Annotated in this window: 12 protein-coding genes; 4 read left to right on the plus strand and 8 right to left on the minus strand. The window is 59.3% G+C overall.

Annotated elements, in window-relative coordinates:
* Window positions 1–16: 16 nt before the first annotated feature.
* Window positions 17–1,663, plus strand: coding sequence for an FAD-binding dehydrogenase (locus tag QSV77_RS14925; protein ID WP_302734081.1), 1,647 nt, complete (start codon window positions 17–19; stop codon window positions 1,661–1,663).
* A gap of 5 nt (window positions 1,664–1,668) precedes the next feature.
* Here the strand turns inward: QSV77_RS14925 and QSV77_RS14930 are convergent, their stop codons facing one another.
* Window positions 1,669–3,468, minus strand: a complete 1,800-nt coding sequence (locus QSV77_RS14930; RefSeq protein WP_302734082.1) for an ABC transporter transmembrane domain-containing protein — start codon at window positions 3,466–3,468, stop codon at window positions 1,669–1,671.
* A 260-nt stretch (window positions 3,469–3,728) separates the two neighbouring features.
* On the opposite strand from QSV77_RS14930, the gene rpmE reads away from it, so the two are divergent.
* The gene (rpmE, locus tag QSV77_RS14935; RefSeq protein WP_003506183.1) at window positions 3,729–3,950 is read left to right on the plus strand and encodes a 50S ribosomal protein L31; all 222 of its coding nucleotides are present in this window, start codon (window positions 3,729–3,731) and stop codon (window positions 3,948–3,950) included.
* A gap of 154 nt (window positions 3,951–4,104) precedes the next feature.
* On the opposite strand, the gene QSV77_RS14940 is transcribed toward rpmE, so the two are convergent.
* The 3 genes from QSV77_RS14940 to QSV77_RS14950 form a co-directional block, all read right to left on the minus strand.
* Window positions 4,105–4,620 carry a DUF1465 family protein gene (locus tag QSV77_RS14940; RefSeq protein ID WP_137087995.1) on the minus strand — a complete coding sequence of 172 codons (516 nt, stop codon included), beginning with the start codon at window positions 4,618–4,620 and terminating at the stop codon, window positions 4,105–4,107.
* A gap of 403 nt (window positions 4,621–5,023) precedes the next feature.
* Complete coding sequence (locus tag QSV77_RS14945; protein WP_302734083.1) at window positions 5,024–5,215, minus strand: DUF1192 domain-containing protein; 192 nt, start codon at window positions 5,213–5,215, stop codon at window positions 5,024–5,026.
* A complete protein-coding gene (locus QSV77_RS14950) occupies window positions 5,212–6,501 on the minus strand; it encodes an MFS transporter (RefSeq protein ID WP_142841550.1) in 1,290 nt (429 codons plus the stop codon). Before QSV77_RS14950 ends, QSV77_RS14945 begins: the two co-directional genes overlap by 4 nt.
* A 136-nt stretch (window positions 6,502–6,637) precedes the next feature.
* Between QSV77_RS14950 and QSV77_RS14955 the strand changes: the two genes are divergently transcribed.
* Entirely contained in the window at window positions 6,638–6,793 is a 156-nt protein-coding gene (locus tag QSV77_RS14955; protein WP_003497629.1) for a hypothetical protein, read from the plus strand.
* Between the two features lie 57 nt (window positions 6,794–6,850).
* Here QSV77_RS14955 and QSV77_RS14960 read toward each other — a convergent pair whose 3' ends face one another.
* The 3 genes from QSV77_RS14960 to QSV77_RS14970 form a co-directional block, all read right to left on the minus strand.
* Window positions 6,851–7,876 carry a class I fructose-bisphosphate aldolase gene (locus tag QSV77_RS14960; RefSeq protein WP_142841549.1) on the minus strand — a complete coding sequence of 342 codons (1,026 nt, stop codon included), beginning with the start codon at window positions 7,874–7,876 and terminating at the stop codon, window positions 6,851–6,853.
* Between the two features lie 191 nt (window positions 7,877–8,067).
* Window positions 8,068–9,270, minus strand: coding sequence for a phosphoglycerate kinase (gene pgk / locus QSV77_RS14965; RefSeq protein ID WP_302734088.1), 1,203 nt, complete (start codon window positions 9,268–9,270; stop codon window positions 8,068–8,070).
* A gap of 67 nt (window positions 9,271–9,337) precedes the next feature.
* Complete coding sequence (locus QSV77_RS14970; RefSeq protein ID WP_302734089.1) at window positions 9,338–11,203, minus strand: potassium/proton antiporter; 1,866 nt, start codon at window positions 11,201–11,203, stop codon at window positions 9,338–9,340.
* 421 nt (window positions 11,204–11,624) lie between these two features.
* Here QSV77_RS14970 and QSV77_RS14975 point away from each other — a divergent pair, with 421 nt between their 5' ends.
* Window positions 11,625–11,885 carry a hypothetical protein gene (locus QSV77_RS14975; protein WP_269699014.1) on the plus strand — a complete coding sequence of 87 codons (261 nt, stop codon included), beginning with the start codon at window positions 11,625–11,627 and terminating at the stop codon, window positions 11,883–11,885.
* Window positions 11,886–12,077: 192 nt separating this feature from the next.
* On the opposite strand, the gene gap is transcribed toward QSV77_RS14975, so the two are convergent.
* Entirely contained in the window at window positions 12,078–13,088 is a 1,011-nt protein-coding gene (gap, locus tag QSV77_RS14980) for a type I glyceraldehyde-3-phosphate dehydrogenase (protein WP_269699015.1), read from the minus strand.
* Window positions 13,089–13,124 lie beyond the last annotated feature (36 nt).

Raw genomic sequence — 13,124 nt, forward strand, 5'->3', positions numbered from 1 at the left:
TGTCTGGGAGGGGTTGATGGAGCGATATGATGTGATCATCGTCGGTGCGGGGCTTGCCGGGCTGGTGGCGGCGACCGAGGCGGTCGAGCGAGGACTGAGCGTCTGTGTCGTGGATCAGGAGGGCGAGCAGAACCTTGGCGGACAGGCCTTCTGGTCGCTGGGTGGTTTGTTTTTTGTCGATAGCCCCGAGCAGCGTCGGATGCGGGTGCGTGACAATCTCGATCTCGCAAGGCAGGACTGGTTCGGTTCGGCCGGTTTCGACCGTCCCGAGGATCACTGGCCGCGCCGCTGGGCGGAAGCCTATCTGGATTTTGCGGCTGGCGAGAAGCGCGAATGGTTGCACCGGATGGGCATGCGCTGGTTTCCCGTGGTCGGCTGGGCTGAACGCGGCGGAGCGCTTGCCGATGGTCACGGCAATTCCGTTCCGCGGTTTCATGTCACCTGGGGAACCGGCCCTGGCGTGCTGGCACCTTTCGTCGAAAAGGCGAAGGCCATGGCGGCAAATGGCCGGCTCACCTTTCGTTTCCGCCACCGCGTTGACCATCTGGATATGACCAATGGCCGGGTGACTGGCGTTTCCGGGGCGGTCCTTGCAACGGATCCGGTGTTGCGCGGGCAACGGAGCAGCCGCGAAGTTGAGGGTGATTTCACCCTTTCGGCCTCGGCCGTTATTGTCAGTTCCGGTGGCATTGGCGGTAATCAGGAGCTGGTAAGGCGCAACTGGCCGGTGGAGCGGCTGGGCAAGCCTCCGGCAGATATGGTCTGCGGCGTGCCGGCACATGTGGATGGCCGCATGATCGCGATCACCGAGGCGGCGGGCGGCGCCGTCATCAACCCAGATCGCATGTGGCATTACACGGAAGGCGTGAAGAACCACGATCCGATCTGGCCGGGTCACGGTATCCGCATCCTGCCCGGCCCCTCATCCTTCTGGTGTGATGCGGATGGAAACCGTCTTGCCGCCCCCGCCATGCCGGGCTTCGATACGCTCGGCACGCTAAAAATGCTGGGCGAGCGCGGCAGCGGTCATAGCTGGTTCATTCTGACCAAGGCGATCATCAAGAAGGAATTCGCGCTTTCCGGCTCCGAGCAAAATCCGGATCTGACGGGCAAGGATGTGCGGCTGCTGCTCAAGCGGTTGGGCAAGGAGCCGCCGGGACCGGTGCGGGCTTTCATGGAGCGCGGTGAGGATTTCGCTGTCCGCGATACGTTGGAAGAGCTTGTGACAGCGATGAACGCCATCAGCGGCGACGCGCGGCTGGATATCGATCACATCCGCCGGCAGATTGAAGCGCGTGACCGGGAAATCGTGAATGGTTTCAGCAAGGATGCGCAGGTAATCGCGATCCATGGCGCACGCCGTTATCTCGGCGACAAGCTGATGCGGACGGCAAAACCACACCGCTTGCTCGACCCGGCGATGGGGCCGTTGATCGCGGTGCGCCTGCATGTGCTGACGCGCAAAACGCTTGGTGGCCTGCATACCGACCTTGAGGCGCGGGTGCTGGATGCTGCCGGTGAGCCGGTGCCGGGCCTTTATGCCGCCGGTGAAGTGGCCGGTTTTGGCGGCGGCGGCATGCATGGCTATAATGCGCTCGAAGGCACATTTCTTGGCGGATGTTTGTTTTCAGGCCGCGTTGCGGGGCGCAGCGTACTGGCTTAAACGGCTCAGGCCTGGGCGCGCAGCTCATCCGGGCTGGTTTGGAATTGCAGCCGGGCCAGTCGTGCATAAAGGCCATTCTGGCGAATGAGGTTCTGATGCGTGCCTTCCTCGATGATGCGGCCGTCATCCATCACCAGAATGCGGTCGGCTTTCAGCACGGTGGCCAGGCGGTGGGCGATGACGATGGTGGTGCGGGTGTTCATCAACTCATCGAGCGCCTTTTGCACCAGCGTTTCGCTTTCCGCATCGAGCGCCGAGGTCGCTTCGTCGAGAAGCAGGATCGGCGCGTCGCGTAAAATGGCGCGCGCAATGGCGATGCGCTGGCGCTGGCCGCCGGAAAGCGTCACACCGCGCTCGCCCACCTGCGTGTCATAACCATCCGTGAGGCGTTCGATGAAACTGTCCGCCTGCGCGGCGATGGCGGCGGCGCGGACCTCTTCGCGGGTCGCCTGCGGCCGGCCGAAAGCGATATTATCGTGAATGGAAGATGCAAAGATCGCCACATCCTGCGGAACAATGGACAGGCGCGCGCGCAGATCGGTCAGGCTGACATCGCGAATATCAGCGCCATCAACCGTGATGCGGCCCTGTTGTGGATCGTAAAACCGCATCAGCAGCGAAAACACCGTGCTCTTGCCAGCACCGGATGGGCCGACAATGGCCACCGTCTCGCCGGTGCCGACCTTGAACGAAAGGCCGGAAAGGGTTGGGCGTCCCGCCGCCAGCGGATAGACAAAATCGACATTTTCAAATTCGGCCTCGCCGCGCGGTGGCTCAACCATGGCAACAGGTGCCGTGGGTTCGATCACGGGCGAGCGCTCATTCAGCAGCTCGGAAAGCCGTTCGGCAGCGCCACCCGCCTGTGCCAGCTCACCCCAGACTTCCGAGAGCTGGCCAAGGCCGCTGGCGGCAATCACCGAATAAAGCACGAACTGGCCGAGTGTTCCTGCCGTCATGCCGCCGGAAAGGACGCTCTGCGCGCCATACCAGAGAATGCCGACAACGCTGCCGAAGACCAGCGCAATGGCGACGGCGGTGAGGATGGAGCGGGCGCCGATCGCCGCGCGTGCACCCTGATAGGCCGCTTCCACGGAGGCGCCGTAACGGGCATTCGCCAGCGCTTCGGCATTGAAGGACTGCACGGTGCGGCTTGCGGCAATCGTCTCGGACGCATAGGCGGCGGAATTGGCCAGCGTATCCTGCGTCGTGCGGGAGCGGGCACGAACAGACCGTCCGAAAGCGATCAGCGGAAAAACGATGAAGGGAATGGCGAGCAGCGCGAGGCCGGAAAGGCCGGGGCTGGTATAGATCATCATCACCACTGCGCCACAACACATGATGATGTTGCGCAATGCCACCGAGGCCGATGAACCGAAAGCCGAGCGGATCTGCACCGTATCTGCGGTCAGCCGCGAGGTCAGTTCGCCGGAGCGGTTACTATCGAAAAACTGTTGCGACAACGTGGTGAGGTGGGCAAAGACATCGCGACGCAGATCAGCGACAACCCGCTCACCGATGGTCATGACATAATAATAACGCATGGCGCTGGCGAGCGCGAGCAGGACGGCAATTGCCAGAAGCACCGCGAAATAGCTGTTGATCATGCCGCCATCCGGCGTCTGAAAACCGTGGTCGATGATGCGGCGAACGGCAAGCGGCAGGGCCAGTGTGGTGGCGGAAGAAAGAACAAGCGCAAAAAGGGCCGCCGCCATCAGGCCGCGATAACGCCTGAGATAGGGGAACAGGCTGAGAAGTGGCTTCAGGCTTCTCTGTTTTGCCGCTTTCTGCTCGTCTATGTCTGCCACGTGCCTGATGCTCCTCGTTCCATGCCATTTTCGGCCATTTAGGGAGAAGATTTCCGGCGTGCGGTAAAATTCCTGCCCTGGCGGCCATCTCCTTTCACAAGGGTATGGCAGGCTCTTGTTATCTCGGCGACCTTCATGTATAGGCTCCGCATCGAATTGGGAAGCCATAGCCCATCTGGTCTATGGCTTCATTTATTGAAATGGCTCAATTGACGCAATTGCGGCAATGGACCGCACGTCACTTAACCAGGAAGATTGTCATGAAGGCTGATATCCATCCCGCTTACCACACGATCAAGGTGGTCATGACTGATGGCACCGAATACGAAACCCGCTCCACCTGGGGTTCGGAAGGCGCTGTCATGAACCTTGAAATCGACCCCAAGTCCCATCCGGCATGGACGGGCGGCAACCAGCAGCTTATGGACCGCGGTGGTCGCGTTTCCAAGTTCAACAAGCGTTTCGGCGGCCTCGGCCTCTGATCCACTTGCGGACGGATCGTTTAAAAAAAGCCCGGTTTTGCCGGGCTTTTTTATTGCCCTGTTTTGGTGGCGGCGTTCACTCGACATAATACCAAAACAAAAAAGCAGGCCGATGAGCCTGCTTTTCAAATTGTCCGGATAAGGTCGTCTTTTCTCAGTTGATTGAGAAAGCCGTGCGCAGAAGATTGAGCTGCGCCTGCACGCTGTTTTCGTTGTCCGGCACCTTGGTGGCTTCGGACGGACGGTATATTTCGCGGTCGAGAAGGGCGATGCGGTTCTGGAGGCGCAGCGACCGTTCGATGAGGTCGCGGAAAGATTCCGGCAGGTCGTTCCAGCCCGGCGCATTGCGGTCGACATTGAAGCTGTCGAGACGCACCTTGCTCTTTTCGCTCAGAACCTGGTCCCGCGTCATTTCGCCATTGTTGACGGCGCGCTGCAAAAGCAGCCAGGAGGCCATCTGCATGAGGCGGGTGGTGAGGCGCATCGATTCTGCTGCGTAGAGGACCGAAGCCATGCGTGGCAAAACTTTCGAGGCAACGCGGCCGGCGCCATCGAGATAGCTTGCCGTTTCCTCAACCAAAGTCATGCCCTCAGTATAAAGGGTTTTGAACTGGTTGGAAGCAGCAGCGCGCCCCGCAAAGCTTATGGTATTTAAAACCTGTTCCGACATTTCTTTAAATCCCTGCTCACGCACCACACTGTCAGGCAACGAAGACTCGGATGTTTTGTTCCGGCCTTTTAGTGTTTTCAGGATGGTATCTTTACCCGAAATGCGCAAGGCAATTATTAAAGAAGGGTTAATACCCACAGTTTTACCGAAACCGGTGCGCGGTAAAAAAAGAGCCGCGAAAGCGGCTCTCAAGGTAAAACAGGGAGAAAAATCAGACCAATTCGCCGTATGGAGAAGATGCCTGAGGTCCAGAAGAACTGGACATGTATAGTAATCTCTCAGAAAGCTTAATTTTTGGTTAATGGTAAACGAAAGACTGCGCCAGAATATTCATTCCCGTTTACCATCAACGCTGCAGCTTGCCGCCGAAGGGCATTGACTGCGGGTTTTTCTTTAATTTCTGTCAGGATCGGAAGAGGTTCTCCGCCGCCAGTCGGCCGGCGGATTTTCGGGTCCTCTCCTCCTTCAGCCGGGTGATTTCGGCCTCCAGAAGGTCGATACGGCTACTCAGCTCATCGACTGAAAGAAGGCTGAGATCGCTGCCGATCTCATGCACCACGGGTTTTTGCGGGCGGTCATCGTCAAAGAGGCTCATATGCCTGCTCCTTTTTCCACATAGTCGCCATCGTCTTCGGAATATTGCGGCGCGCGCGGGTCAAGCGCAATACTTTCCGGCGTAACAAGCGGTGAAGGTGTGGTTGGCATCATCGTCGAGAAATTGTCTTTCTCGTCGGTTGAAAGGGCGGCGCGCTGACGGCTTCTGATGATGGCATATGCTGTGATCAGCACGTGGGCCACGGCCGTGACCAGAAACAGCGCATAGGGACCGGAATAGGTCATGACCGCGCCGCCGAGTGTCGGGCCGATAATGGTGCCGATGCCGTAAAGAAGCAGCAACCCGCCGGAGACCTTCACGAAGTCTTCCGAGGCGGCATAGTCGTTGGCGTGGGCCACGGCAATGGGATAGAGCGCGTTGGCAGCGGCACCATAAACGGCGATCATGGCAATCAGTACATAGACATCATGTGGTTGCACCGCCGCGACGGCAAGGCCCGCGACCGCGCCGAGCCCGGCCAACCCGGCAAGGACGTAACGGCGGTCTATCCGGTCCGAGAGGCGACCCGCCGGAAACTGCGCCAGCGCGCCAACGAAAATGGTGACGGAGACCATGATGGCGATCATGGTCGGGTCAAGGCCGGCCCGTGCGCCGAAAACAGCGCCAAGCGTACCATAAGCGCCGTTGGCGATGCCGATCATCAGAATGCCGACGAAAGAGACCGGTGAATTGCGGTAGAGCGCCGGTAAATCCAGACTGACCTTCTGCAAGGGTTGGGGGCTTGCCGCCTTGGAAAGCGTGGCTGGCAGAATGGCGATGCAATAGATGATGCCGCAGATCATGAACAGCGAGGTATTGCTGATATCGCCCATCGGCACGATCATCTGCCCTGCCACGACGCCGAGCAGCGTAATGGCGATATAGAGCGAAAAGATCATGCCGCGGCTCTCATTGGTGGCGCGCTCGTTAAGCCAGCTTTCGATGATCATCGAGGTGCCGGCGGTGCAGAAGCCGGTAAGTGCGCGCAGGGCAATCCACCAGACATCATCGACGATCAGGCCGGTCATCAGCACCGTCAGGCAGATCAGCGCGACGAAGGAGCCGAAGGCCCTCACATGGCCTGCACGGCGAACGATGGCGGGCGCCACGAAACAGCCGATGACGAAGCCGGCCGCCCAGGAGGTGCCGAGAAAGCCCAGGATTTCATTGGAGTAACCTTCCGCCGAACCGCGAACCGGCAGCACGAGGCCCTGAAGGCCGTTCCCGAGAAAAAGAAACAGAGTGCTGGATAAAAGAGCGAATACGGGTAGAAGATTTCTGCTCATGAAGACACTCTCATGCGTTCGGACGGACGGTCGGACAGGCCATAGAACGGGATTACCCGAATGAGTTGCACTCTTCTGGTGAACGGTAAAAATGTCCAGCCTGTGACGATGCAGAAATAAAGAAAAGGCTCAATAAATGACAAAGGCGATCGGGCTTTTTTTACTGCTGGCGATGGTGGTCCAGATCATCCGGCCTTTGGGTCTGCCGGGCCTTAAGAAAAGAGGCGATTGCTGGAAGATAGCGGTGGCCGCCTTTGTCATCTGGTCGGCGACGCTTCTGCTGCGCCCGTAAAGAAAAAGCCGCCCATCGGGGGCGGCTTTGATTGTTTTGACTGCCTGTCGAAGCGCCTTATGCGGCCTTTTCGAGTTCCAGCTTCCAGTTGCCCTTGGCGGCAAGGCTGTTCATGGCGGCGCGGTGCGTGAAGGCGCGCTGGCCGGCAGCGACATTCTCCTGCTTGCCGCCCCATGTCTTGAGTGCGGTGTCCTGGAGCGCGCGGCCATACGAATAGGTCAGCGACCAGGGCAGGTCGTAACCGGAATTCATGGCGGAGAGATGCGCGGTCGCTTCTTCGGAGGACTGGCCGCCGGAAAGGAAGGCGATGCCCGGAACGGCGGAGGGCACGGTGGCCTTCAGAACCTTTACGGTCTTTTCCGCTACTTCCTCGACCGAAGCCTTGCGGGCCTTCTTGCCGTCGATGATCATGTTCGGCTTGAGGATCATGCCTTCAAGGTTGACGCGGGCGTCGAACAGATCCGCGAACACGGTCTGGAGGACCCATTGCGTGACTTCCGCACAGCGATCGATGTCGTGCGTGCCGGGTTCGCCGTCCATCAGCACTTCAGGCTCCACGATCGGCACGATATCCGCCTGCTGGCAGAGAGCGGCGTAACGGGCGAGCGACTGGGAGTTAGCCTTGATCGAACCCCAGCTCGGACGCTGCTCACCGATGGTGATGACGCCACGCCACTTGGCGAAACGGGCGCCGGCCTCGTGGTACTTGCGCAGACGCTCGTAAAGACCGTCGAGGCCTTCGGTGATGAATTCATGCGGGTGGTAAGCCATCGGCTTTGCACCGATATCCACCTTGATGCCCGGCAGGCTGCCGGCGGCCTTGATGATGTCAACAAAAGGCGTGCCATCGGCAGCCTTCTGGAACAGGGTTTCTTCGTAAAGGATGACGCCGGAGATGTATTTCTTCATGGCGTCGTCGGAGCGGAACAGCATCTCGCGATAGTCGCGGCGGGCGGTCTCGGTGGACTCCAGATTAATGCTGTCGAAACGCTTTTTGATCGTTCCTGTGGATTCGTCGGCGGCGAGCAGGCCCTTGCCGTCGGCGACCATTTTGATTGCAATGTCTTCGAGACGTTCGGTCATTTGCTATTCTCCCAAGGCACAATAAATTCCCGATAACAGAAGTTCCAGGGCAGGGAAATGGCACGCTAACTCATTGAAACGATTGAAATGATTTCAATCGTTTGAAACTTTTCCTCCCATGTGCACTTACCAAAAAACAAGGCCGGGCAAGCAGGGCTTGTCCGGCCTCGTGTCAGGCAAGTGAAATGAGTTTACTTGGCAGCGGTCAGGATGGCAACGCCGGGCAATTCCTTGCCTTCCATCCATTCAAGGAAGGCGCCGCCTGCCGTCGAGATATAGGTGAAATCGTCGGAAACACCGGCATGGTTGAGCGCCGCGACCGTATCGCCGCCGCCGGCGACGGAAACGAGTTTGCCCGATTTCGTGCATTCGGCGGCGTGTTTCGCCGCTGCAACGGTCGCCGCATCGAAAGGCTCGATTTCAAAGGCGCCGAGCGGGCCATTCCAGACGAGTGTTTCCGCGCGGGAAATCCAGGCCTTGATGCTTTCAACCGATTTTGGCCCGACATCGAGAACCATGGCGTCAGCGGGGATGGCGTTGATATCGACGATTTCGTTTGCAGCACCGGCCTTGAATTCGCGGGCCACCACGCCATCTTCCGGCAGGACGATCGCACAGCCGGATGTCGCGGCCTCGATCATGATCTGTTTTGCGGTTTCCGCCAGATCGTGTTCGCACAGCGATTTGCCAACCTGCGCACCGCGGGCGGCAAGGAAGGTGTTGGCCATGCCACCGCCGATGACGAGCGCATCGACTTTCTTGACGAGGTTCATCAGGAGATCGATCTTGCTCGACACCTTGGCGCCGCCGACGATGGCGACCACCGGACGGACCGGCTGGCCAAGGCCCTTTTCCAGCGCCTCAAGCTCGGCCTGCATGGTGCGGCCGGCATAGGCGGGCAGGTGGCGCGCCAGGCCCTCGGTCGAGGCATGGGCGCGGTGAGCGGCGGAGAAGGCGTCATTCACATAGATATCGCCATTGGCAGCCAGTGCCTCGACGAATGCCGGATCGTTCTTTTCTTCGCCCTTGTGGAAGCGGGTATTTTCCAGAAGCAGGATATCGCCATCGTTCATCTTCGCGACCGCGTCCGCTGCCGGCGCGCCAATGCAATCGGTCGCGAAGGAAACGGCGTGATCCAGCACTTCCTCGACGGTCGGGACGATCTGCGACAGCGACATGTCGGCCACCGGTTCGCCCTTCGGCCGGCCGAAATGGGCAAGCAGGATGACTTTCGCGCCCTTGCCGGACAGTTCCAGAATGGTCGGTGCAACCCGCTCGATACGGGTGGCGTCCGTTACTTTGCCATCCGCAACCGGCACGTTGAGATCAACGCGGACGAGAACGCGCTTTCCGGCAATGTCGTTAAGGTCGTCGATGGTCTTGAAAGCGGGCATGGGTCGATCCTGATTTGTTGCGAGTTCGGCACGGACCATACTATGCCTGATTGCCGACGCAAGCCGGTTAGCCCTCATTTTCTCTCACGGCGTTCGAAGGTGCGGCAGTGTCTTCGATGGCGTTGCCGGCGCGCGATTGACGCCGTTGCGCCAGGTGGTCGCGCACCCGGCGGATGATCTCGCCGAAGCTGATGAAAATCGGCAGGCTGGTGGCCGGCTCGACTGGTTCCAGTGAGATACCGATGCCGGTGATGGCCTCATGTTCGTCCAGCGTCCGGACGATGAGGACAATCGAGCCGAGGCGGACGCGGTCGGCATAATCAGCTTTTCCGGAAAGGCGCGCCTCGATCAATTCGGCAATGCTCATCGCCTGTTCGGCCTGAGAAATAAGGCCAGGACCATAGGCCGCGTCCAGCTCCTTGGCCGGTCGGGCGGGGGAGATAAGGAAGGTGCCGAAGAAATCGGCATCGTCATCGGCAACCGGCAGGGCGCTGGCGAACAGCCGATCGATCAGCCGCGAATAACCGGGTGCAATGAAAAGATAGACGAGGTCGTTTTCCCGCAGCCGGCCGGCATATTGGTAACGGATAGACTTGCCGTCGCGCACCACCAGCGAAGGCATCGCCCAGCGTGGAATGCGCTCGCCCTGCATGATGGCGCTGCCCTTGGCGACACGGTAGGAGATCAGTTCGTGATTGGCGGTGCCGGGAAGGTCGACTTCCAGCTTGTCGACGTCGCCCATGCGCGGCGGCACGATCAGCCCGAGCCTTGTTGCCACCGGCTTGATTGTCCAGCCCTGCACCAGGAGCGATACCAGAACGATGATAAAGGCGGCGTTGAAATAGATCTGCGCATCATCCAGACCGCCAAGAATGGGCATGATGGCAAGGAGGATGGAAACCGCGCCGCGCAGGCCGACCCATGCCACGAAGGATGTTTCCTGCTGGGTATAGCTGAAGGGCATGAGGCTGAGCCACACTGCGAGCGGGCGGGCGACGAAGATCAGGAAAAGTGCCAGCAGCACGGCCGGGATGGCGATTGCCGGAAATTGCGACGGCGTGGCGAGAAGGCCGAGCATCAGGAACATGATGATCTGCGCAAGCCAGGTCAGCCCTTCATGGAAACGTCGTATGGTCTCCTTGGCGAAAATCCTGCGGTTGCCGGCAACGATGCCCGCCACATAGACGGCGAGAAATCCGCTGCCGCCGATTGCGCCGGTGAAGGAAAAGACCAGCAGCGCCAGCGCCAGCACGAAGATTGGTGCCAACCCGCGGTCGGCTGCGAAGCGATTGACCACGGTAGCTATCATGAGGCCGCCGAGCAGGCCGAAAATCACCCCAAGGCCCATTTCTTCGATGAACAGCAGCAGGAAACCGCTGTCTATGCCTGCCAGCCCCTGACCCTTGGCAATGATTTCGACCAGAGCGACGGTCAGAAATATGGCCATGGGATCGTTGGTGCCGGACTCCACTTCCAGCGTTGAGCGCACCTGATCGCGGATGTGAATGCCACCGATGCGCAGCAGGAAGAATACGGCCGCCGCATCCGTGGAGGCGACGATGGCGCCGAGCAACAGTCCCTCCAGCCAGGAAAGCCCGAGCAGCAGGGCGGCCGCTCCGGCGAAAAACACGGAAGTAAGGATGACGCCGACTGTGGCGAGTGCGACGGCGGGTGCTGCCGAAAGCCGGAAGGATTGTATCGACGTGCCAAAACCGGAATCGAAAAGGATGACGGCAAGCACAAGCGAGCCGAGCATATAGGCGAGCGGATTGTTGGTGAATTCGATGCCGAGGCCATCCACGCCCGCGGCAAGGCCGATCATCAGAAAGAGCAGCAGCAGCGGCGCACCGAACCGGAAGGCGATGAGGCTGGAAAAGGCTGCGACGAGAACCAGAACAGTTGCCACCAGCAACAGAAGATAAAATGATTCCACGTCCACCGCCTCATTCAAACCGCGTTGGCCGCCGCAATGAATGCTCTGCGCGTCTGCAGCCAATGCGCCACGGGTTGCGGTCTGTCAGCGCTTGAGTTGTTGGCGTTGAAAGGCGACGCAAGGCGGGGTGTATCGAATGATACGGCAGGGCCGAAGTGCATTGCGCACGACCGTTGTCCCTGTGTTTCTTGTCGGTCTCAAAATGGACCAGACAAAGGCAGGAAATGGGAATTTTTTCGGCGAGCGGGCGAAGGTGCGCTGCTTGAAGCAACGTCTGTTCTGCGTCTGGAGCTTTTGCTTGGGATGAACAGGCAGATTGCCGAAATAGATTCGTCAGCCGTGTTTTCACGTAATATAGCGATAATCCAGCCGCGCTAGTTGTCACCTCCGAATTGCTTTTCATCATTACCGGAGCGATCGGATGAAACGAATATCCATCATTATATTACTGGCAGCAGGCTCGATTGTTTCGGGTTGCTCCAGCACCGAGCAGACAGCTGAAAACATGGCCGCGCAACGCGAACGCTGTCGGGTATTTGGTTACCCTGAAGGTTCGCGTGATTTCGCAGACTGCATGATGAAGCTTTCCATGCAGCAAAGCGAACTGCGGCAGCAGACTTTCGATACGATCTGGAGCAATGCCGGCGACCGTGGCCCGGTCATCATCAACAATAAAAGATGACGGATGCGATTGTCTCATCCGTCGTATTGGGGAACGGCCAGTTTTTCGGCCGGCGACCGTTTTCGATCCGAAGCGTCCCCGCCTTGCTTCAGGATCGGCGCCGGCGGGATCCCTCAATCCCGCCGGCTTTTTTTCGGCAAACAAAAACCGGCAGGATTGCTCCTGCCCGTCTTTTGATGGAGCGATTTATGCTCAGATGGTCTTCGCGAAGGCGACGGCCGTGTCCGACATGCGGTTGGAGAAGCCCCACTCATTGTCGTACCAGGACAGAACGCGCACGAACCGGCCTTCCATGACCTTGGTCTGGTCGATCGCGAAGATCGACGAATGGCTGTCATGGTTGAAGTCGCGGGAAACCAGCGGCTCTTCGGTATAGCCGAGAATGCCCTTCAGCTTGCCGTTGGAAGCGGACTTGATCGCTTCATTGACTTCTTCAACCGTCGTGTCGCGCTTGGCGATGAACTTGAAGTCGACAACCGAAACGTTCGGGGTCGGAACGCGGATGGACGTGCCGTCCAGCTTGCCCTTGAGGTGCGGCAGAACGAGGCCAACGGCCTTGGCTGCACCGGTCGATGTCGGGATCATGGACAGGGCTGCGGCGCGGGCGCGGTACAGATCCTTGTGCATGGTGTCCAGCGTCGGCTGGTCGCCCGTGTAGGAGTGGATCGTGGTCATGAAGCCATGGTCGATGCCAACGACGTCATCGAGAACCTTCACAACCGGCACGAGGCAGTTGGTGGTGCAGGATGCGTTGGAAATGACCAGATGGTCCTTGGTCAGCTGGTCGTCATTGACGCCGAAAACGACGGTGAGATCAGCGCCATCAGCCGGAGCAGACACGATGACGCGCTTTGCGCCGGCGGTCAGGTGGGCAGCCGCCTTGTCGCGGGCGGTGAAGATGCCCGTGCATTCGAGCGCGATATCGACGCCCAGTTCCTTGTGCGGCAGCGTTGCCGGATCGCGAACAGCCGTTACCTTGATCGGCTTGCCGCCACCAACGATGATGGTGTCGCCTTCGACCTTCACGTCAGCCGGGAACTTGCCGTGGATCGAATCGTAGCGCAGCAGGTGCGCGTTGGTTTCAACCGGGCCGAGGTCGTTGATGGCAACGACTTCGATATCGGTGCGGCCGGATTCGACGATGGCGCGCAGAACATTGCGGCCGATGCGGCCGAAGCCGTTAATGGCAACTTTTACAGTCATTTACAGTCTCCCGATCAAGATATGGGCTTGGTCTTT

It is taken from the genome of Agrobacterium sp. V1, from assembly GCF_030518355.1.
Classification (GTDB): Bacteria; Pseudomonadota; Alphaproteobacteria; order Rhizobiales; family Rhizobiaceae; genus Agrobacterium; species Agrobacterium cucumeris.